Annotated in this window: 17 protein-coding genes; 3 read left to right on the top strand and 14 right to left on the bottom strand. The window is 71.4% G+C overall.

Going from position 1 to position 20,875, the window contains the following annotated elements; all coding sequences use genetic code 11:
* Window positions 1-47: 47 nt before the first annotated feature.
* The 4 genes from M4D54_RS01155 to gatC all read right to left on the bottom strand — a co-directional run bounded on the left by M4D54_RS01155 (window position 48) and on the right by gatC (window position 5,564).
* Window positions 48-1,823, bottom strand: coding sequence for a sodium:alanine symporter family protein (locus M4D54_RS01155; RefSeq protein WP_193864829.1), 1,776 nt, complete (start codon window positions 1,821-1,823; stop codon window positions 48-50).
* Between the two features lie 423 nt (window positions 1,824-2,246).
* On the bottom strand, window positions 2,247-3,752 hold the full coding sequence (gatB, locus tag M4D54_RS01160) for an Asp-tRNA(Asn)/Glu-tRNA(Gln) amidotransferase subunit GatB (protein ID WP_193864828.1): 1,506 nt from the start codon (window positions 3,750-3,752) through the stop codon (window positions 2,247-2,249).
* Window positions 3,752-5,260 carry an Asp-tRNA(Asn)/Glu-tRNA(Gln) amidotransferase subunit GatA gene (gene gatA / locus M4D54_RS01165; RefSeq protein WP_193864827.1) on the bottom strand — a complete coding sequence of 503 codons (1,509 nt, stop codon included), beginning with the start codon at window positions 5,258-5,260 and terminating at the stop codon, window positions 3,752-3,754. The genes gatB and gatA overlap by 1 nt, the downstream gene beginning before the upstream one ends.
* A gap of 7 nt (window positions 5,261-5,267) precedes the next feature.
* Window positions 5,268-5,564, bottom strand: coding sequence for an Asp-tRNA(Asn)/Glu-tRNA(Gln) amidotransferase subunit GatC (gatC, locus tag M4D54_RS01170; RefSeq protein ID WP_193864826.1), 297 nt, complete (start codon window positions 5,562-5,564; stop codon window positions 5,268-5,270).
* Between the two features lie 255 nt (window positions 5,565-5,819).
* On the opposite strand from gatC, the gene M4D54_RS01175 reads away from it, so the two are divergent.
* Entirely contained in the window at window positions 5,820-6,032 is a 213-nt protein-coding gene (locus M4D54_RS01175; RefSeq protein ID WP_193864825.1) for a hypothetical protein, read from the top strand.
* A gap of 144 nt (window positions 6,033-6,176) precedes the next feature.
* On the top strand, window positions 6,177-8,390 hold the full coding sequence (locus tag M4D54_RS01180) for an ATP-dependent DNA helicase RecQ (RefSeq protein WP_259889753.1): 2,214 nt from the start codon (window positions 6,177-6,179) through the stop codon (window positions 8,388-8,390).
* Between the two features lie 32 nt (window positions 8,391-8,422).
* Here the strand turns inward: M4D54_RS01180 and ligA are convergent, their stop codons facing one another.
* Window positions 8,423-10,861, bottom strand: a complete 2,439-nt coding sequence (gene ligA, locus M4D54_RS01185; protein WP_396121459.1) for an NAD-dependent DNA ligase LigA — start codon at window positions 10,859-10,861, stop codon at window positions 8,423-8,425.
* A 22-nt stretch (window positions 10,862-10,883) separates the two neighbouring features.
* Window positions 10,884-11,774, bottom strand: a complete 891-nt coding sequence (locus M4D54_RS01190) for a LysR family transcriptional regulator (RefSeq protein ID WP_193864823.1) — start codon at window positions 11,772-11,774, stop codon at window positions 10,884-10,886.
* A 71-nt stretch (window positions 11,775-11,845) separates the two neighbouring features.
* On the opposite strand from M4D54_RS01190, the gene M4D54_RS01195 reads away from it, so the two are divergent.
* On the top strand, window positions 11,846-12,973 hold the full coding sequence (locus M4D54_RS01195) for a YeiH family protein (protein ID WP_228018495.1): 1,128 nt from the start codon (window positions 11,846-11,848) through the stop codon (window positions 12,971-12,973).
* Window positions 12,974-12,986: 13 nt separating this feature from the next.
* Here the strand turns inward: M4D54_RS01195 and M4D54_RS01200 are convergent, their stop codons facing one another.
* The 8 genes from M4D54_RS01200 to M4D54_RS01235 all read right to left on the bottom strand — a co-directional run bounded on the left by M4D54_RS01200 (window position 12,987) and on the right by M4D54_RS01235 (window position 20,873).
* Window positions 12,987-14,111, bottom strand: coding sequence for a hypothetical protein (locus M4D54_RS01200; RefSeq protein ID WP_193864822.1), 1,125 nt, complete (start codon window positions 14,109-14,111; stop codon window positions 12,987-12,989).
* Window positions 14,108-15,196 (bottom strand): tRNA 2-thiouridine(34) synthase MnmA, encoded by a 1,089-nt coding sequence (mnmA, locus tag M4D54_RS01205; protein WP_193864821.1) that lies wholly within the window; start codon window positions 15,194-15,196, stop codon window positions 14,108-14,110. The genes M4D54_RS01200 and mnmA overlap by 4 nt, the downstream gene beginning before the upstream one ends.
* Before the next feature lie 142 nt (window positions 15,197-15,338).
* Complete coding sequence (locus M4D54_RS01210) at window positions 15,339-16,541, bottom strand: cysteine desulfurase family protein (RefSeq protein WP_193864820.1); 1,203 nt, start codon at window positions 16,539-16,541, stop codon at window positions 15,339-15,341.
* Window positions 16,538-17,497 (bottom strand): hypothetical protein, encoded by a 960-nt coding sequence (locus M4D54_RS01215; protein ID WP_193864819.1) that lies wholly within the window; start codon window positions 17,495-17,497, stop codon window positions 16,538-16,540. Before M4D54_RS01215 ends, M4D54_RS01210 begins: the two co-directional genes overlap by 4 nt.
* Window positions 17,494-18,492 carry a VWA domain-containing protein gene (locus M4D54_RS01220; RefSeq protein WP_193864818.1) on the bottom strand — a complete coding sequence of 333 codons (999 nt, stop codon included), beginning with the start codon at window positions 18,490-18,492 and terminating at the stop codon, window positions 17,494-17,496. The genes M4D54_RS01215 and M4D54_RS01220 overlap by 4 nt, the downstream gene beginning before the upstream one ends.
* Window positions 18,489-19,511: a vWA domain-containing protein gene (locus tag M4D54_RS01225; protein WP_193864817.1), complete on the bottom strand. Its 1,023-nt coding sequence runs from the start codon at window positions 19,509-19,511 to the stop codon at window positions 18,489-18,491. The genes M4D54_RS01220 and M4D54_RS01225 overlap by 4 nt, the downstream gene beginning before the upstream one ends.
* Window positions 19,502-19,990, bottom strand: coding sequence for a hypothetical protein (locus M4D54_RS01230; RefSeq protein ID WP_193864816.1), 489 nt, complete (start codon window positions 19,988-19,990; stop codon window positions 19,502-19,504). The genes M4D54_RS01225 and M4D54_RS01230 overlap by 10 nt, the downstream gene beginning before the upstream one ends.
* Window positions 19,977-20,873 carry a DUF58 domain-containing protein gene (locus M4D54_RS01235; protein ID WP_193864815.1) on the bottom strand — a complete coding sequence of 299 codons (897 nt, stop codon included), beginning with the start codon at window positions 20,871-20,873 and terminating at the stop codon, window positions 19,977-19,979. Before M4D54_RS01235 ends, M4D54_RS01230 begins: the two co-directional genes overlap by 14 nt.
* Window positions 20,874-20,875: the final 2 nt, after the last annotated feature.

The raw sequence follows: 20,875 nt of genomic DNA on the forward strand, positions 1-20,875 counted from the left end.
ATGCGGTCAGGACGGGCCGGACCTGCACAAAGATCCGGACTCTGGGCTCAGGCGTCCCGCGAGGGGGTGCCGTCGATGTCCTGGGGTGCACCGGGGATGCGGTCCCCGGCCGTGGCCGTCGCCGTGGCAGCGCCACCGGCGACATGCGAACCGCCCTCCTCCGCGCCGACCGGGAACTGGCCGGTCTCCGGGATCGGCTCGGCCGGCGCCCCCATCGGGGAGGTCAGGTCCTCGCCGTGATGATCGGCGCGCACCGGGAACTCCGGATCGTCGGAGAGGGTGCGGCGCACCTCGGTGATGCGCTGCTGCTCCTCGCGTTCGGCGAGCTCGGCCTGGGCGACCTGCTCCTCGGTGGGCTCGTGGTCGCGCATGCCCACCTGCAGGTCCTCGTCCACCTCGCCCAGGGCGCCGGTGGTGACACGGTACTTGTGGCGCAGGATCTCCAGGCGCAGCACCTTGGACAGGAAGTAGATGCCCAGCAGGTTGGGGATCGCCATCAGGAAGAACATGGCATCGGAGAACGCGATCACCGAGTCCAGGGAGATGGCGGCACCGACCACGACGGCAACGACCCAGACCACGCGGAAGACGGTCTGCACGGACTTCTTGGAGCCGAACAGGTACATGGCGTTCAGCTCACCGTAGTAGGCGTAGGCCAGCACGGTGGAGAAGCCGAACAGGGCCACCGCCACCAGCAGCAGCATCGGGAACCACGGGGCCACGGTGCCGAAGGCCTGCGCGGTCAGCTGCACGCCGTCCGCACCACCGGTGGTGTACACGCCGGTCACCACGATCGCGATCGCGGTGAGCATGCAGACCACCACGGAGTCGATCAGCGGCTCCCACATGGCGGTGAAGCCCTCGGTGGCGGGCTCCTTGGTCTTGGAGGCGCTGTGCGCCATGGCGGCCGAGCCCACGCCGGCGGCGTTGGAGAACAGGGCACGCTGGATGCCGATGACGGCCACGCCGATGACGCCGCCGGTGACGCCCTCGGCCGTGAACGCGCCGGTGATGATCAAACCGATGGCCTGCGGGACGGCGCTGAGGTTCGAGACCACGATCAGCAGCACGCACAGCACATAGACCACGGCCATCGCGGGGGTCAGGGCGGAGGTCCAGCGGGCGATGGACTTCACGCCGCCCAGGACCACCACGGCCACCATGATTGCCATGACCAGGCCGATCAGCCACTGGTTGGACTGCAGGAACTCGCTGCCGGTGCCGGAGGAGATGATGGCGGCGACCTGGTTGGCCTGGAAGAGGTTGCCGGCGCCGAACACGCCCACCAGTGCGAAGATCGCGTACATGGTGGCGAGGACCCCGCCCAGCTTGCGCTTCCCGATGGAGGCCAGGCCGTCGCGCAGGAAGTACATGGGACCGCCCTCGGTGGTGCCGTCGGCGTTCACCTTGCGGAACATGACGCCCAGGGTGGCCTCGGCCATCTTCACGCTCATGCCGAAGATGCCGAAGATCGCGATCCACAGGGCCGCGCCGGGGCCGCCGGCCACGATGGCCACGGCCACGCCGGCGATGTTGCCCAGGCCCACGGTTCCGGAGAGCTCGGTGGCCAGGGCCTGGAAGCTGGAGACCTCACCGGGGTCCGTCTTGGCGGTGTACTTGCCGCGGATCACCTGGATGGAGTGCTTCAGACCGGTGATGGGCTGGAAACGCAGCCACACGGTGAGGAACACCGCGGCGGCCATCAGCCACACCACGATGATGGGGATGCCCCCGGCGACCGGTATCGCGTAGAACACGATGGCGCTCAGCGCCTCGGCGAAAGGCCCGAAGATCCTCTCGATCAGGGCATCGATTCCGTTCATGGGCAGGCTGCTCCTCTGGCGGGTTCTCCGCCGCTTGGTCTCGTCTGCACGCCGGGTTCGGGATCGCTCCCCGACCCGCTGCGGCCGGGCCCGGCTCGGGCTCGGCCCGGGCCGTCGGCACGGGGCCGAGGACGCGCCGCAGCGACCGCCGACCCACTGATCGACGGCTGCTGCGTTCTGGGCTCCTTCACTGTAGGGAGGCCCTGTGTCCGCTGGGCAACCGCTGTGCGGGGACCCTCGCGCTCCCGTCCTACCAGGTCAGATACTGTTCCCGGTCGTTTCGCCCCGTCCCTGCTGTGATGTGGTCGTGACCCCTTCTTCACAGGTCGTTCACAATGGGGGTGACCGAGGGCACACGAACGGCCCGGCCCCCGAGGGGACCGGGCCGTTCACGAGGGCCGATCCGGCCCGCGCCTGGTCACATCAGCTCAAGCCGAGGCGCTCCATGATGATCTCCCGCACGCGGCCGGCATCGGCCTGGCCGCGGGTGGCCTTCATGATGGGGCCGATCAGGGCGCCGATGGCCTGCACCTTGCCGCCCTTGATCTTCTCGACCACGTCGGGGTTCTCGGCGATGGCCTGGTCCACCGCGCCGGTGAGGACCGAGTCGTCCGAGACCACGGCCAGGCCCTCCTGCTCGACGATCGCGGCGGGATCGCCCTTGCCCTCGAGCACCTTGCCGAGGACCTGCTTGGCGATCTTGTCGTTGATCTTCCTGCCGTCCACCAGGCCCTGCAGCTCGGCGATCTGGGCCGGGGTGACGGCCAGCTGCTCGAGCTCGGTCTCGTGCTCCTTGGCGGTGCGGGCCAGCTCGCCCATCCACCACTTGCGGGCGGCCTGGGGGCTGGCACCGGCCGCCACGGTGGACTCGATGAGGTCCAGCGCACCGGCGTTGATGACGTCGCGCATCTCCAGATCGGAGTAGCCCCACTCCCCCAGCAGCCGGCGGCGGCGGGCAGCGGGCAGCTCAGGGAGGGCAGCGCGGAGCTCCTCGACCCATGCGCGGCTGGGGGCCACGGGGACCAGGTCCGGCTCGGGGAAGTAGCGGTAGTCCTCCGCATCGGACTTCACCCGCCCGGAGGAGGTCTCGCCGGTGTCCTCGTGGAAGTGGCGGGTCTCCTGGACCACGGTGCCGCCGGCGTCGAGGATCCCCGCCTGGCGGGAGATCTCGAAGCGCACGGAGCGCTCGATCGAGCGGAAGGAGTTGACGTTCTTGGTCTCGGTGCGGGTGCCCAGCGGCGACTCGGGAGAAGGCCGCAGCGAGACGTTGACGTCGGCGCGCACGTTGCCGCGCTCCATGCGGGCCTCGGAGACCTGCAGGGTGCGGAAGATGTCCCGCAGGGTGCGCACGTACGCGGCGGCGACCTCGGGGGCGCGCTCGCCCACGCCCTCGATGGGACGGGTGACGATCTCCACCAGCGGCACGCCCGCGCGGTTGTAGTCCACCAGGGAGCGGGTGGCGCCCTGGATGCGCCCGGTGGCGCCGCCGAGGTGGGTGTTCTTCCCGGCGTCCTCTTCCATGTGGGCGCGCTCGATCTCCACCCGCACCGTCTCGCCGTCCTCCAGCTCCACGTCGATCCAGCCGTCGAAGGCGATCGGCTCGTCGTACTGGGAGGTCTGGAAGTTCTTGGTGAGGTCCGGGTAGAAGTACTGCTTGCGAGCGAAGCGGCAGTGCTCGGCGATCTGGCAGTTCAGGGCCAGACCGATCTTGATCGCGTACTCGATGGCCTTCCCGTTGACCACCGGCAGTGTGCCGGGCAGGCCCAGGGAGACCGGGGTGATCGCGGTGTTGGGATCGGCGGCGAACACGTTGGGGGCGCCATCGAACATCTTGGTGTCGGTGCCCAGCTCGACGTGCACCTCGATGCCGAGCACGGGGTCGTAGCGGTCCACCGCCTCGTCGTAGTCCACCAGGGGATCGGTACGCATCAGTTCACTCCTCCAGCGAGCTCGGGGGCCTTGTCCAGCAGCGGGCCACCCCAGGCGTCCTCGAGCAGGGCCTCGAGGGCCCCGCCCACGCGGTACAGGCGCTCGTCGGCCCGCGCGGGTGCCAGAAACTGAATGCCCGCGGGCAGGCCGTCCTCGGCCAGGCCGCTGGGCACGGAGATGCCCGGGGTGCCGGCGAGGTTGGCGGGGATGGTGGCGATGTCGTTGAGGTACATGGCCATCGGGTCGTCGAGCTTCTCGCCCAGGTGGAAGGCGACCGTGGGTGCCGTGGGCGAGGCCAGCACGTCGACCTTCTCGAAGGCGGCGGAGAAGTCGCGCTGCACCAGGGTGCGCACCTTCTGGGCGCTGCCGTAGTAGGCGTCGTAGTAGCCGGCCGAGAGCGCGTAGGTGCCCAGCAGGATGCGGCGCTTGACCTCGGCGCCGAAGCCGGCACCGCGGGTGGCTGCCATGACCTGCTCGGCGGTGGCGCCGCCCTCGGGGACGACCCGCAGGCCGAAGCGCATGCCGTCGAACTTGGCGAGGTTCGAGGATGCCTCAGACGGCATGATCAGGTAGTACGCGCCGAGCGCGTAGCGGAAGTTGGGGCAGGAGACCCGCACGATCTCGGCGCCGGCCTGCTCCAGCTGCTCCAGGGACTCCTGGAATCGGGCCCGCACCTCGGCAGCGAAGCCCTCGCCCTTGAGCTCCTCGATCACGCCGATGCGCAGCCCCTTCACGTCCCGCCTGCGGGCGGCCTCGACGTAGGAGCCGACCGGGTCCGGCAGGGACGTCGAGTCGCGCACGTCGTGGCCGGCGATCAGCTCGTGCAGCAGCGCGGAGTCCTCGACGGTGCGGGTGACCGGCCCTGCCTGGTCCAGGGAGCTGGCCATGGCGATCAGGCCGTAGCGGGAGACGGAGCCGTAGGTGGGCTTCACACCGACAGTGCCGGTGACGGCGCCGGGCTGGCGGATCGAGCCGCCGGTGTCGGTGCCGATCGCCAGCGGCGCCTCGTAGGCCGCGACCGCGGCGGAGCTGCCACCGCCGGAGCCGCCGGGGATGCGCTCGCGGTCCCAGGGGTTGCGGGTGGGGCCGTAGGCGCTGGTCTCGGTGGAGGAGCCCATGGCGAACTCGTCCATGTTGGTCTTGCCCAGGATGGGCAGGCCGGCCTCGCGCAGGCGCTCGACCAGGGTGGCGTCGTACGGCGGCACCCAGCCCTCGAGGATCTTCGAACCTGCGGTGGTGGGCATCCCCTTGGTGACCACGACGTCCTTGACGGCGATCGGCACGCCGGCCAGGGGGTGCAGCTGCTCACCGGCGGTGCGACGGGAGTCGACGTCCCGCGCGGTGGCCAGGGCGTCCTCCTGGTTCAGGTGCAGGAAGGCGTTCAGCTCGCCGTCCACGGCCTCGATGCGGTCGAGGTGGGCACGGGTGAGCTCCTCGGCGGAGACCTCCCCGGCCTGCAGAGCGGCGGCCTGGGCGGCGGCGCTGCGGCGGATGATGTCGTTGCTCATGTGGTCCTCACTCCTCGCCCAGGATCTGCGGGACGGCGAAGCGTCCGTCCTCGGCCTCGGGAGCACCGGCGAGCGCCTGCTCCTGGGTGAGGGTCTCGGTGACGACGTCCTCGCGGAACACGTTCGTCATGGCGATGGGATGGGAGGTTGCGGGGACGTCGGCCGTGGCGACCTCGGACACGGAGGCGACAGCGTCCATGATGGCGTCGAACTCGCCGGGAAGGCGGTCGATCTCCTCATCGGTGAGCTGGATCCGTGCGAGGTCGGCGAGGCGTGCGACGTCGTCTCGTCCGATAGAAGGCATGAGGACAGTCTAGGTCGCGGGTCGATGGGAGCCGAATGCCCGGTTCGTCCACCATCCCGTGCAGGGGGCGGCTGACGGAGCCGCCCCGGAATCAGGGGGATGCCGTGAGAATGCAGTCGTCGTCCGGGACCAGCATGGCCCTGTACGTCGCAGCGCTCACGCTGGATCGGGCCCGAGGTCGCTGACCCGGCCCCGAGCACCGGTAGTCTCGTCCTCATCGTCCTGCGAGACAGAGCAAGGAAAGAGGACCGCGCCATGTCCGTCGACCCGAACATCGACTACTCCTCCCACGACCCCGAGGACAACGAGGAGCTCTCGGACGACCCGCGCATCCGTGAGGCCCAGGAGTACGAAGCGAAGATGCGCCGCGCACTGGCGACCAAGGAGGATCCCCTGCGGGACTCCGAGACCACCTCCGAGCGCCTGAAGCGCCTGGACCGCGAGGAACGGGAGAAGGGCAAGGCCTGAGCCTGCCACCGGTTCATCGATCCGCGGGGCCGGGTGGTGGCATCAGCATCAGCGGCGGGCAGAGGAGCCCGGTCCCCACGCCGGCGTCGTCCACAACATTGAAGACGGATTCGTACTGTCACAGCGCCTTGCCACACTGGGGGCATGCAGACAACCCCCGCATCGCCCGGCAGCCCGCTCCATGAGGAGGCGCTGCTGGCGCTGCGCGCACTCACCGGCCGTGGGGACGCCCAGTTCCACGATGGCCAGTTCGAGGCCATCGCCGCTCTGGTGGAGCAGCAGCGGCGGGTGCTCGTGGTGCAGCGAACGGGCTGGGGCAAGTCCGCCGTGTACTTCCTGGCAGCGCTGCTGCAACGCAGGCGGGGCACCGGCCCGGCGCTGATCATCTCTCCGCTGATCGCACTGATGCGCGACCAGGTGGCTGCAGCGCGACGCGCGGGGGTGCGGGCCGCCGCGATCAGCTCGGCCAATCCCACCGAGTGGGGGGACATCGAGCAGGGCCTCGCGGCCGATTCCCTGGACGTGCTGCTGGTCTCTCCGGAGCGCCTGGTCAATCCCCGGTTCCGCGAGCAGCAGCTGCCGCACCTGGTGGAGCACTGCGGCCTGCTGGTGATCGACGAGGCGCACTGCATCTCGGACTGGGGCCACGACTTCCGCCCCGACTACCGCCGCCTGCGGGATCTGGTGGCCGAGCTGGACCCGGCAGTGCCGGTGCTCGCCACCACCGCCACCGCCAACTCCCGCGTGGTGGCCGATGTCGAGGAGCAGCTCGGCGTCACCGCCGCCGACGGCTCCCCGGTGCTGACCCTGCGCGGCCCCCTCACCCGGGACTCGCTGCGGCTGGGGTGCCTGACGCTGCCGGATGACCGCGCACGGCTGGAGTACCTGGTGGAGCACCTGGATGCATTGCCCGGATCCGGGATCATCTACACGCTCACCGTCTCCGCAGCGGAGGACCTCGCCGATCTGCTGGACCGCCCGGGCCGCCGCGTACGGGCGTACACCGGCCGCACCGATGCCGAGGAGCGCGCCGCACTGGAGCAGGCGCTCAAGGACAACCAGGTCAAGGCCCTCGCGGCCACCAGTGCCCTGGGCATGGGCTTCGACAAGCCGGATCTGGGCTTCGTGGTGCACCTGGGGGCGCCCAGCTCCCCGGTGGCGTACTACCAGCAGGTGGGCCGTGCGGGCCGCGCCACCGACACGGCCGACGTCCTGCTCCTGCCCGGGCGTGAGGACCGCGCCATCTGGGAGTACTTCGCCACCGCCTCGATGCCCTCCCAGGAGGCGGCCGACGCCGTGCTCGCCGAGCTGGGCCGTTCGGAGGGCCCGCTGTCCACCCCCGCTCTGGAGGCCCGTGTGGATGTGAAGCGCGGCGCGCTGGAGCTGCTGCTGAAGGTGCTGGCCGTGGAGGGCGCGGTGGAGAACGTCAAGGGCGGCTGGGTGTCCACCGGCCGGCCATGGACGTATGACGCTCCCCGCTACCAGAACGTGGCCCGCGCGCGCCGAGCCGAGCAGCAGGCGATGCTGGACTACGAGCGCCTCGAGCTCGGCGATGCCACTGGCTGCCGGATGGTGTTCTTGGCCAGCCAGCTGGACGACACCACCGCGCGGGCCTGCGGCCGCTGTGACGTGTGCGCGGGCCCCTGGTACCCGGGCCCCGGTGCTGCATCTGCGTCCGCCGGTTCCGATGCCGCCTCCCAGCAGGCCGTCTCCCGCCTGCTGGACCGGGTGGGCGTACCGGTGGATGCGCGCAAGCAATGGCCCCAGGGGCTGGACCGCCTGGATGTGCGCTCCGAATCCGGCTCGCCGCCGCGGGGGAACATCCCCGCCGGTGAGCGCGTCGAGGAGGGCCGGGTGCTGGCACGCATGTCCGACCTGGGCTGGGCCGTGCCCCTGCGGGACCTGCTGGGCGTGGACCAGGGCGGGCATCCCCTCGATGCCGAGATCTCCCCGCGCATCGCACAGCGGGTGATCGAGGTGCTGGCGGGCTGGGACTGGGAGCAGCGCCCGGTCGGCGTGGTCGCGGTGCCCTCGCTCAGCCGGCCCCGGCTCGTGCGCTCCCTGGCCGGCGGCATCGCCCGGGTGGGCCGCTTGCAGGACCTGGGGGACCTGGGCCTCTCCCCCGCCGCGGCGCCCCTGCACGGGGCACGCAACAGCGCCTTCCGGGTGGCGGCACTGTGGGACCGCTTCACCATCACCCCGACGCTCGCGGAGTCGATCCGGACACTGGACGGTGCGCCGATCCTGCTGGTGGACGACGAGATCGACACCCGTTGGACCATGACCATCGCGGGCCGCCTGCTGCGCCGCGCCGGCTCCGGGCCGGTGCTGCCGCTGGCACTGGCCCAGCGGGCCTGACCCGAGCCGAGTCGGTCAGTCGGCCTCCGCGCTCACGACTCCTCCGCGCTCTTGCCCTCGGGCTCATCCCCCACGCCTGCGGGTCCCTCGGTCAGCAGCGCGACGAAACCGGCCTCGTCGAGGATCCGCAGGCCCAGCTCCTCGGCCTTGGCGGCCTTGGAGCCGGCGTTCTCACCGACCACGACGTAGTGGGTCTTCTTCGACACCGAACCGGAGGCCTTGCCGCCGCGGGAGATGATCGCCTCCTTGGCGCCGTCGCGGGTGAAGCCCTCCAAGCCGCCGGTGACCACCACGGTGAGGCCCTCGAGGGTCTTCACGAAGCCCTCCTCGACCTCGTCGGCCATGCGAACACCGCTGGCCTCCCAGGCGCGCACCAGGGCGTCGTGCCAGTCCACAGCGAACCACTCGGTGACCGCTTCGGCGATGATCGGGCCCACCCCGTCGGTGCCGGCCAGCTCCTCGACGCTCGCCGCGCGGATCGCGTCCATCGAGCCGTAGGCGGTGGCCAGGGAGCGGGCGGCGGTGGGCCCCACGTGCCGGATGGACAGGGCCACCAGCACCCGCCACAGCGGCTGGTCCTTGGCCTTCTCCAGCTCCTCGATCAGCTTCACGGTGTTCGCGGCGGGGCGCTCCTGGCCCACCTGCCGCCACTGCGCATCGCGCTTGTAGTAGCGCCACGCGGGGCGGGACCAGAACGCGGGGGTGATGCGCCAGTCACCCGTCGGCTCACCGTCGCGCCGCTCGGGCTGCCACACCACCACCTCGTGGAGATCCTCCGCGGTGAGGTCGAAGAGGTTCTCCCCGGTGCGCACCACGGGCTGCTGGGGGGCGGGCAGGGCGGGATCGTCCTCGCGGGTGATGCGCAGCTGAGGTACCCCGTCGGTGCCGCCCGTGACCTGGCCGCCCTGGATCACCGCGAAGGACTCCGACGCCAGCGCCTCCGCGGTGCGGATCGGCACGTGCACGGCATGGCCGGCACGCAGGGCGGCGAGGGCCTGCTCGCGGCGCTTGTCCGGGTCGGTCAGCGCGATCGCGGACTCCTCACCGAGGGACTCGATGTCGAAGGCCCCGCGGGAGGCGGCGTGCTCGATACGCCCGGTGACCTGGGCGGGGCAGTCCTTCGCATTGGGACAGCGCCAGTCCTTGTCGCCCTCCTTCTCCGGCTTGATCGCCGTGCCGCAGGAGGGGCAGTGGGAGGGCATCACGAAGGGCTTCTCGGAGCCGTCGCGCAGCGCCTCCACGGGGCCCAGGATCTCGGGGATCACGTCCCCCGCCTTGCGCAGCACGATGGTGTCGCCGATCAGCACGCCCTTGCGCTCCACCTCGAACTGGTTGTGCAGGGTGGCCATCTCCACCGTGGAGCCGGCCACCTTCACCGGCTCCATCACGCCGTAGGGCGTCACCCGCCCGGTACGGCCCACGTTGACCTGGATGTCCAGGAGCTTCGTGGTGACCTCCTCGGGCGGGTACTTGAAGGCGATCGCCCAGCGAGGTGCTCGGGAGGTGGAGCCCAGGGCGCGCTGCTGCGCGAAGGAGTCGATCTTGATCACGATGCCGTCGATCTCGTGCTCGACGTCGTGCCGCTTCTCGCCCCGCTCGGTGATGAACTCCCGCACCTGCTCCAGGCCCTTCAGCACACGTGTGTGGGGGGAGGTGGGCAGCCCCCAGGAGGCCAGCAGCTCGTACACCTCGGACTGCGAACCGACGCTGACCCCTTCATGGGTGCCGATCCCGTGCACGTACATGGCGAGCGCCCGCGAGGCGGTCACGGAGGAGTCCTTCTGCCGCAGGGACCCCGCTGCGGTGTTGCGGGGATTGGCGAACTCGGCCAGCCCCGACTCGCGGCGCTGCTCGTTGAGCTCCTCGAACGCGGCGGTGGGGTAGAACACTTCTCCGCGCACCTCCAGCAGCGCGGGCGGGTCCTCGGTGTGCAGGCGGTGGGGCACCGACTCGATGGTGCGCACATTGGCGGTGACGTCCTCCCCCACGCGGCCGTCACCCCGGGTCACGCCCCGCACCAGCGCGCCGTTCTCGTACACCAGGGAGATGGCGAGGCCGTCGATCTTCAGCTCGGTCAGGTAGCGCACCTCGGAGGCACCGGCACCCAGGCCTTCCGCGGCCCGGGCGGCCCAGGCATCGATCTCCTCGAGCTCGAAGGCGTTGTCCAGGCTCATCATCCGCTCGATGTGGGCGACAGGGGCGAAACCTACCGCGACTGCGCCGCCGACGGTCTGCGTGGGCGAATCAGCGGCCGCCAGCTGCGGGTTCGCCTCCTCGAGGGTGCGCAGCTCCCGTTCGAGCTGGTCGTACTCGGCGTCCGAGAGCGTCGGGGCGTCGTGCTCGTAGTACTCCACGCGCGCCTGCTCGATCCTCGCGGTGAGCTCGGCGATGCGCTCCTGCGCCGGCCGGGCGTCGCTGTGCTCGGCGGGGGCGTCGGTCTGATCTTTCGGCGTTCTGCTCACGGGGCACATTCTGTCAGGCCCCACCGACGCCTCACCCCTGCTGATCGATCAGTGCGTGCAGAGCACCGTCGAGCCTCGCGGGCCAGGGGCCGTCCCACACCACTCTCAGGGATCTGCGCAGGTCCAGCCCGTGCACCGGGACGCGCACCAGTCGGCCCTCGCGGATATCGGCGGCGACCACCAGCTCGCTCAGCAGCGCGCAACCGGCACCACCCGCCGCCGCCGTGCGCACGGCCGCGTTGGAGTGCAGGACGAGAGCGGGCTCGGCGGTGGGGAGCGGCGCAAGAGCACGGGCAAGCACCTCACGGGTGCCGGACCCCTCCTCCCGCACGATCAGCGGGGTGTCGGCCAGCGCACGGGCCGCGATGCCGGTGCCGTGCGCCCACGGGTGGGTGGGGGCGACCACCGCTACCAGCCGGTCGTGCCCGATCACGCGACTGTGGAGCCCGACGGGGTCCTCGGCCCCTTCCACGAAGCCAAGATCGGCCCGCCCGCGTCGGACGGCGGCGAGCACGCCGGCGGTGTTCTCCACCTCGAAGGAGGCGGGCACCCCGGGCAGGTCCGCCGCGAGGGCTGCCAGGAATGTGGGCATCAGGTGCTCGGCGATGGTCTGGGAGGCCACGATGCGCACCCGCCCGCTGCCGGCCGCGGCCCGTACCTGGTCCACGAGGCCGTCGGCCGCATCGAGCACTCGGCGGGCGTGCTCGACGGCGACCCGGCCGGCCGGTGTGGGCTCGGTGCCGCGGGTGCCCCGATCGAACAGTCTCACCCCCAGGAGCCGCTCGAGGCGGGAGAGCTGCCGGGAGGCATTGGGCTGGGCGATGTCCAGGGCCGCCGCGGCCGCGGAGAGGCTGCCTCGCTCTGCGATGGTGACGAGCAGCTCGAGGGAGCCGATGTCCGAGCGTGCACGCGACCTCTCCATATCACTGATGATATGGGGTGGGCCGATCGCGGGGGTTCCGCCGCAGCGCGGGCAGGCGGAGGCTGATCTCCATGCCGCGAACTGCTGTGCCCACCACGTCCACCCCTGCAGACCGCCCCGGCCCCACCCTCATGACGGACAGCGGGTCCGGAGGTTCGGTGCAGCACCGTGCGCGCGGCGTGCTGCCCGGGCTCCTGCTGAGCCTGAAGGTCGGCGCGGCCACGGTGGCGCTGAGCCGCATGGTCCCGGCCGCCTCCCCCGCACTGGTCGCGATCCTGCTGGGTGCGGCGCTGGCGAACTCCCCTCTGGTACACCCCGCGCTCCAGCCCGGCCTGGACGTCGCGGCCCGTACCGTGCTGCGCGCAGGCATCGTGCTGCTGGGACTGCAGCTGGCACTCGGCGACGTGCTGGCGCTGGGGCCGGTGGTGATCGCTGCGATCGTGACGGTGGTGGCGGTCGGCGTGGGCAGCGGGCTGCTGATCGGTCGCCTGCTGCGCCTCCCCGCGGACCTGACCGCGCTGATCAGCTGCGGCTTCTCGATCTGCGGGGCCGCGGCCGTGGCCGGTATCAGCGGTGTGCTCGCCGGGGCCCACCGGGATCGCGACCCGGAACGTGCGGCCCAGCACGAGACACGCACGGCCACGGCGGTGGCGCTGGTGGTGGTGTTCGGAACCCTGATGATCCCCCTGATGCCCGTGCTCGCCCACCTGCTGGAACTGCCGCAGGAGACCGCGGGGATCTGGACGGGGCTGTCCGTGCTGGAGGTGGCCCAGGTGGTCGCCGCCGGCAGCCTGATCGGGGATCCGGCGCTGAGCGCCGCGGTGGTGGTGAAGCTGGGCAGGGTGCTGATGCTGGCCCCGGTGGCGGCGGTGGTCACGCTGAGCCTGCGCCGCGCCGCGGCCGAGTCCGTGGAGGGCGATGACGGCGGCGGCGCTGCTGGCGTGCCACTGATCCCGGGCTTCATCCTGGGGTTCCTGGTGGCAGTGGCGGTGCGCTCCACGGGGATCCTGCCCGAGCCGGTGCTGGGCCTCGCGCAGCCGGCCCAGGCGCTGCTGCTGGCCGCGGCGATGTTCGCGCTCGGAACGGGGGTGCGGATCTCCCTGCTGCGCGGAGTGGGCGGCCGGCCCGTCGTCCTGGCAGCACTGGTGCTGGTGGTGGTCACGGGCACCGGGCTGGCAGGCGCGCTGCTCGCGGCCTGACGGCGTCGGGCTATCAGCTCTCCACGCGCTCGGCCCACGCGGGGGCCGCCCGCAGGAGCGCCTCGATCGTCGACTCGTCCAGCAGGGACGAGCGATCGGGCTGCTCGGACGGGTCCGGTCGCGAACCGCGCACGGCGTGTGAGGCCCCGGTGTGCGCGATCAGGGTGAACCCGGCCGCATCCCGCGGGCCGTACCCCAGCTTCTGCCAGGTCTCCAGCACACGGTCCAGCACGGCGCTCATGCCGCCGGTACGGGGGTCGACGGCCAGCTCGAGCCGGCAGCCCGCGTCATGGGCCGCGGCCAGCTCCTCCCACAGCTCGCGCCCGTCGGCCGATTCGAGCGCGGGCAGGCGGGCCGGTGAGACAGCGAGACGCCGCACCCCGATCTCGCGGGCCGTGCGCAGCACGGTGACATGCGTGCCGAGGCCCAGGGTGATCGCCTCGAGGTCCAGCTCGCAGGCGGAGGCGAGGCCCGCGATCAGGCACCGCCACAGGGTGCCCACCTGCGGCCCGTGCACGGCCGGGTAGCGTCGCCTGCCCGAAGGGGTGGGGATACGGCCCGCGACCACGGCGTCCACGGCGTCCTCCCGCAGCAGCAGGTGGGGACGCGCCCCGGGGACGCGCTCGCGGAGCGCGGCCACATGCTCGCCGATCCCCTCGGCCAGCAGCATCGGCAGGTCCCTCACCGCGCCTCGGTCGGCCAGGGTGCGCTCGCCCGAGGGAAGATAGGTGGCGGCCGCCAGTGTGGCCGGCCCCATCGTGGTGACGGTGAGCGGTCCCTGGTAGCCCAGCAGTGCGATCCGGGCGGCATCGAGGGTGCGGTCGCGCAGGTCCTGCGCGCGCTGCCAGGCGCGACCGATGCCCGGCCCCAGGCGCCAGCCGTAGCTGGTGAGGTCGCCGCTGGTGCCGGTCAGCAGGGCCAAGGAGGCGGGCAGCAGGTGGTCGATGTCGTCGACGCCGAGGGCCGAGGGCAGGTAGAGCCTGGTGGCGATCTGGTCCTCGGGGTCGTCCCCGAGCAGGGACCGCAGCCGCAGCAGAGCGGCCAGCACGGGGTCCTCCAGCTCGCCGACGGTCCCCTGGGCCGTATCGAGGGGGGCCCGGAAGGTGCCGTCGCCGGTGACGGTGACCAGGGGGTTCATGCGCGGCGCTCCAGGGTTGCGGCGGCCAGCACACGGTCACCGTCGTACAGCACAAGGGTCTGCCCGGGGGCCACGCCCCGCACAGGTGAGTCCAGGCGCACCCGCAGCTGACGGTCGGCGCCGTCGGGGGCATGCTCGATCGTCCCGGGCACGGCCTCGCCGTGGGCCCTGATCTGGGCGTGGACGGGCCTGCCGGCCTCGAGCGGCTCGAAGCCGATCACGTCGGCGGCGATCAGCTCACGGGTGCTGAGCAGCTCGGCGGCACCGACGACCACCTGGCGGCGGCCGGGGTCGATGTCCACCACGTAGCGGGGTCGACCATCGGCCGCGGGGTGCTGGATCCCCAGCCCCTTGCGCTGGCCGATGGTGTAGCCGTGGGTGCCGCTGTGCTCCCCCAGCACGGCACCCTCGGTGTCCACCACCTCACCGGGCACCTCCCCCAGGCTGCGCTCGAGGAATCCGCGGGTGTCGCCATCGGCGATGAAGCAGATGTCGTAGCTGTCGGGCTTGGTGGAGACCCCGAGGCCGCGGGTGCGGGCCTCCTCACGCACGGCCTGCTTGTCCTCGAACTCGCCCAGGGGGAACAGGGAGCGCTCCAGGGCCTCGGGCCCCATCACCGCGAGCACGTAGCTCTGGTCCTTGGCACTGTTGCGCGAGCGGTGCAGGGACCGCGCACCATCCGGGCCGTTGCGGCCGATGGTCGCGTAGTGGCCGGTGCACACCGCATCGAACCCCAGCAAGGTGGCCCGTTCCAGCAGGGACGCGAACTTGATGCGCTCATTGCAGCGCACGCACGGGTTGGGAGTGCGCCCGGCGGCGTACTCGGACAGGAAGTCCTCGACCACCAGGTCGTGGAAGTCGTCGGAGAGATCCCACACGTAGTACGGGATGCCGATGCGGTCGGCGGCGCGACGGGCGTCGGAGGCGTCCTCCACGGTGCAGCAGCCCCGTGACCCGGTGCGGCGCTGGTCGCGGTTCTTGGACAGCGCCATGTGCACGCCCACGACCTCGTGCCCGGCCTCGACGGCGCGAGCGGCAGCCACAGCGGAGTCCACCCCGCCGCTCATCGCCGCCAGTACCTTCACGCCACTGGTCCCCTCTGATCATGCGTGCCGTCCGGGCCCCCGGGGGCTGCGCCCGCCCGGATCGAACCCGATGTCGGTGCTCGAGTCTACGGACCCCCGCGGCCGGCGGGCGGCACACAGGACGTGAGATGCGTCCTCTCCCTCAGCCGAACAGGGAGCCCACGGCCCGTGCCCTCGTCAGTGCTTCGGGCAGAGCCCGCAGCAGCATGTCGACCTCGCGCTCGGTGCTGTTCCAGCCCAGGGACAGGCGCAGTGCACCCCGGGCATCCGCATCGCTGATGCCCATCGCCGCCAGCACCGGGCTGGCCTGGGTGACCCCCGCCGAGCAGGCGGATCCGGCCGAGCAGTCCACGCCGCGCTCGTCCAACAGGAACAGCAGGGAGTCGGGGTCGGCGCCCGGGAACACCACGTGGACGATGTGCCCGGCCTGGGGCGCGGACTCCTCCAGCGTGAGGCGGGCGGTGGGGTCCACGGCACGGATCCCCTCCCGCAGCCGTGAGGCGAGCGCGCGGCAGTGCGCGTTCTCCTGCTCGCGCTGCCCCATCAGCTCCCCCAGGGCCGCCGCGAAGGAGGCGGCATGGGCGGCGTCCAGGGTGCCCGAGCGCACACCGCGCTGCTGGCCGCCCCCGGTGCTGGTCACCGCCATCGGCACCTCGGGCTTCGCGACCAGGGCGCCCACTCCCACCGGTGCACCGATCTTGTGCCCCGACAGTGACATCAGGTCGACGTCCTCCCACGAAGGCAAGGGCACGTGCCCGATGCCCTGGACGGCATCGGTGTGCACCAGCGTGCCGCGCTCATGGGCGAGCGCGGCGAGGGCCGCGATGTCCTGCACGGCACCGGTCTCGTTGTTCGCCAGGGCCGCGCTGGCCACGCTCACCGTGCCGTCGGCGAGGGCCTCGGCCACTGCCTCGGGCACCAGGCGCCCGTTCCCGTCCACCGGCAGCAGCCTCAGGTCGGTGTCCTCCAGGGAGCGCGCGGTCGCCAGCACCGCCGGGTGGTCGGTCGCGGCGACAGCCACGGCCCGGCGCTTTCCCTCGGCTGCCCGTGCGCCCAGCGCCACCGCGCGGATGGCGAGGTTGTCGGCCTCCGTGCCGCCGGAGGTGAGGATCAGCCAGCTGCGGGGCACGCCCAGCAGTCCGGCGATGCGCTCCAGGGACTCATCGAGCACCGCACGCGCGCGGCGCCCCGAGGTGTGCACCGAGGAAGGGTTCCCTCGCACCAGCGAGGCTTCGAGGTAGGCCTCCCGCGCCGCGGGACGCAGTACCGTGGTCGCCGCATGGTCGAGGTAGGCGCGGTCGTCGAGCCTCGCGCGATCACCCTGCTGGGCCTCGCCCGGTCTCACCACGGCTTGGTCTCCTCCTGGTCGCCACCGGTGTCGTCCTCGCCCTCGCCGCCCTGGGCGTCGCGGTTGCGCTCCTCCAGCTCGTCCTGCTTCTTCTGCTCCTCGCTGCCGCCGTCGGTGGGGGCCTCCTCCTCGGGGCCGTCCCCCTCGGGGTCCTCGCGCTTGGGGTCGCCAACCGGGGGCGGGGAGTCCCCGCCGGGCTGGTCGCCTTGCCCGCCCTGCTCGGTGCCGCGGTCGTCGGGGTCGTTGCCGGCCTCCTCATCGGCCTCGCGGCGCTTCTCGCGGATGCGCTCGCCGTTCTCCTCGGTGGTCTCGGAGTCCTCGTTGCCGGAGCCTCCCTGGCCCTCGCCCTCGCCACCGCCGCCCTGCCCCTCGCCTTCGCCACCGCCGCCTCCGCCGCCGCACACGGCCATCAGCTCCTCGGCCTCGTACAGCCGGTCGGCGCGCTGGGCGGGGTCCTCGATCTGCTCGGCCTGGCGCTCGATCGCGATGGCGAGGTTGTTGATGATCTTGCACTGGGCGTGCAGCGGCTGGTTGAGGTCCTTGCCGTTGTTCCACTTCTCCAGGGCCTGGCGCAGCTCCTCCTCGGCGGCGGCGTTCTCGCCCTGCTGCAGCAGGTCCGTGCCGCGGGTCAGGTGCGGGAGGTACGGCTCGAACCAGTTGGCCACCCACACCGGCTGCAGGCGCTCGATCGCCGTGGGGTAGGCACCGTCCTCGTAGGCCGACTGATGCCATGCCTGGGTGATCGGCATCGACACGAACTTCACCATCAGCAGTCCCAGCGCCAGGATCGGCAGGGCCAGGATCGCGAACACGATGGCCCGGGTGCGCCGCAGGCGCGTGACGTCCAGGCCGAAGTTCTCCGGGCGCCCCTTGGGGCGGGAGGCCCGCTCCAGCGGGGCATCCCCCTGCTCTGCATGCTGCTCGGCGCGCGGGGCATCGGTCGAGGTGCTCATCGCTGGGCTCCTGAGATGTCGTAGCGGTCCAGCCGTCGCGGCAGCCGGTAGGTCATCTCCCCCAGCTCCCAGATGAACAGGGCCGCCAGGGGGATCGCGGCGATCCAGTACCAGTCCTCGAAGCTGGCGACGCTGCGCGAGGACTCCATCGGCACCGGCCGCAGGGTGATCCCCTCCATGGTGCCCTCGATGGGTGCCTCCGGATCGGTGCGGTGCAGGTAGGGCACACCCAGGTCCGCGGCGATCTTCTCCAGCTGGGCCTGGTCGATCGAGGAGATGCCCTGGCCGCCGTCGCCATCGGGGATGTACTCCCCGTCGTTCTCCCCGCCACGCGCCTTCATCGGCCCGCCCTCGGCCGTGCCGTAGCCGAGCACCGCTCCGCCGTCGACCATGGGGTTGGCCTGCCCGAAGGACTCCGACTCCCGCTCATCGGTGTTCTCCCCGTCGGAGAGGAAGTACACCAGGATGTGCGAGTCAGGGTCCTGCTGCCGGGTCTCCGAGAGGGCCGTGAGCAGGGAGTTCAGTGGACGATCGACATTGGAGCCCTGGGAGTAGGCGGTGGGCTCGGTGGTGAGGGTGTCGATCCACGCCCGCGCCGCGCCGGCGTCGGTGGTCAGCGGCAGCTGCTCGGTGGCGGTGGAGTCGAAGGCGATGATCCCGTAGCGGGCCCCTTCGGTCATGCCCATGATGCGGTCCATGTCGGCCTTGACGCCCTCCATGCGGGGCCGGCCCTCCGCATAGTCCTCGGCGTTCATCGAGCCGGTGCGGTCCACCACGAAGAACACGTTGGCGTTCATGCGCTGGGTCTGCTCGCCCTCCAGGGGGGTGACCGGTCGCAGCGCCACCACCAGCAGCAGCATCACCATCAGGGCGCGGCGCAGCCACGCCACCCGCTGGCGGGGCCGCAGCACCAGCAGTGTCACGCACGCGATCAGCAGCAGACCGAACAGCGGGATCGAGGCCCACAGCGGCATCAGCGGCTCGAGGCGGATCATCGGGCCCTCCATCCGATGGCGATGACCCCGATCAGGGACAGGAACGTCAGCACGAAGCCCAGCCCCGGATGGTCGGTGCGCACCACCGTGGGAGTGGCCCCCATGGCAGCGGCCTGGGTGCGCTGGATGTCCTGGATGATCGAGGGGATCGCGTCCGGGTCCGTGGACTGGTACAGCACGCCGTCGTTGTCCTCGGTGGCCGTCCTCAGCTCCGCGAGGCACTCCTCACCGCACTCGTAGGCACCGGGGTAGAAGGTGTACAGGGTGATGTCACGGCGTGCGACCGAGTCGGCGGCCTCCTCGAGCGTGAAGATCGGGGAGCCGTTGACCTCGTTGTCGGTGGCGAAGATGATCGAGCGGGAGCGGTCCTCCTCGGCCCGGTCGAAGAGCATCCCGCAGGAGGCCAGGCCGTCCGGGACGATCGAGGCCTCATCGGCGATGCCCCGCGTGCCCTCCACGAAGTCGACGTACTTGCGCACCTTCTCGTCGTCGTAGTCGCGGGTGCCCAGTCGGTACCCGAACTCGTCGAAGTCGATCGCCTCCGCACCTTCGGTGAGCTCGCGGTGGATCAGGTCGTAGTCGTTGGTCAGCGGGAACACCGTGCGGCTGGTGGAGTTGAAGATCGACAGTGCGACCCGCTCTCCTTCGAAGCCGTCCACCATCTCGGCGAAGGTCTGCAGGATCTCGGTGTCGTACTCGTACATCGATCCGGACACGTCCAGGCACAGCACGATGTCGCGGGAGGCGAAGTCAGGGGTCTCGATCCGCTCACTGGCGATCCGCCCGGAGAGCAGGGATGCGGCGACCACGCCGATCACCGCGATCGCGACCTGGAGCACCCGCACCACGCGGGCGGTGCGCTGGGCGCGCACGAAGCTCGGGATGTGGTCCATGTACGAGGAGTTCGCCACCAGCACGGGCGACTTCCGCATCGCCCGACGGTTCCAGAAGGTGATCGCCCAGACGGCCAGGGCGGCCAGCAGCAGCAGGGCGGTGACCCACCAGAAGATCATGACCATCGCCGGATCACCTCCCGTGCGCGACGCACGGAGTCGTGCAGCTGGGCGTCCGAGGCCGGAGCGAAGTCCGGCTCGTACAGCGCTGCGATCAGCTCACCCACCGGTCGGGTGCGCGGCTCCGCCAGCAGGGTGGAGACGTCCTGGCTGGTCACGTCGTGCCCGGTGGTGCGGCGTACGAACCGCCGCATCACACCGGTGAGCTCGAGGTGCCCGGCCCGTGCCTCCAGCTGCCCGGCCTCGTGACGGTCGGCGATGTCGTTGACCGAGCGCAGGAACTCGGCCTTGAGGTTCTCCACGTCGCTGGGCCGGCGGCGATAGGCGGCACGCTTCTCGACCCCCCGGGTGATCCGCAGCGTGCCCCACACCAGTGCCGTGATGGTCAGGGCGCACAGGATCGCGAGGATCGCCCAGGCCACCGAGTACTGGGGCGGGTCGATGATCTCCGGCGGGGCGGCGAGGATCCGTTCAGGCACGGGCATGGCGGAACTCCCTCGACCTCAGCATCGTCACCATGTCGTCGATCACGGTGGTCTCCCCCGTGGACAGCACGTGGGACAGGTGCAGCCGATCCAGCATTTCGTCGATGCCCTGCCGACGTGCCTGGCGGTACGCCTGGACGTCCTGCGCCACCCGCTTGGAGGTGCGGGCTATGGAGGCGATCTCCCGGGGGGAGTCCACATCCACCACGTCGAAGTCGAGGGAGGCGGGCTGCAGGGGGTCGGCATCGGCGATGCGCACCACCATCACGTCGTGGCGGGTGGTCAGGCGGCGCAGCAGCGAGAAGTCCTCGACGTCGGGCCCGGCCTCGTCAGTGATGATCGTCATCAGGGTGGAGCGGCTGGTGACGCGGAAGGCCCGCTCGAGCAGCCAGGCCGTGTCCTTCGGGGGCGAGGCGGTGGTGGTGGCCTGTTGGATGGTCCGCAGCAGCAGCTCGAGGTGGCCGTCGCTGGAGCGGGCCGGAAGCTGGATAGGGTGGGAGTCGTCCCCGGCGACCAGGCCCACCAGGTCCCCGCTCTTCTGGGCCAGGTAGCAGATCATCCCGGCGGCCATCACCATCGTGTCGCGCTTGGAGCTGCCGTCGGCGGCGGTCGCGGCCATCGCCGAGGAGGTGTCGGCCACGATCGAGAGGTGCCGCACCCGCTCCTCGTTGAACTGACGGATCAGCGGCTCGCCCGAGCGCGCCGTGGCCTTCCAGTCGATGTCGGAGATCTTGTCGCCGGGCTGGTAGTACTTCAGGTCGTCGAAGTCCTCGCCGCTGCCCTTGAACAGGGACCGGCCGCGGCCCTGGATCAGGCCGCGCGCCCGGTTCGAGGTGTGCAGGTCCACCCGGGCCTTGACCCGGGTGAGCAGCGAGGTCGCCATCG

The organism is Brachybacterium sp. p3-SID1565 (assembly GCF_025143785.1).
GTDB classification, from domain to species: domain Bacteria; phylum Actinomycetota; class Actinomycetes; order Actinomycetales; family Dermabacteraceae; genus Brachybacterium; species Brachybacterium epidermidis.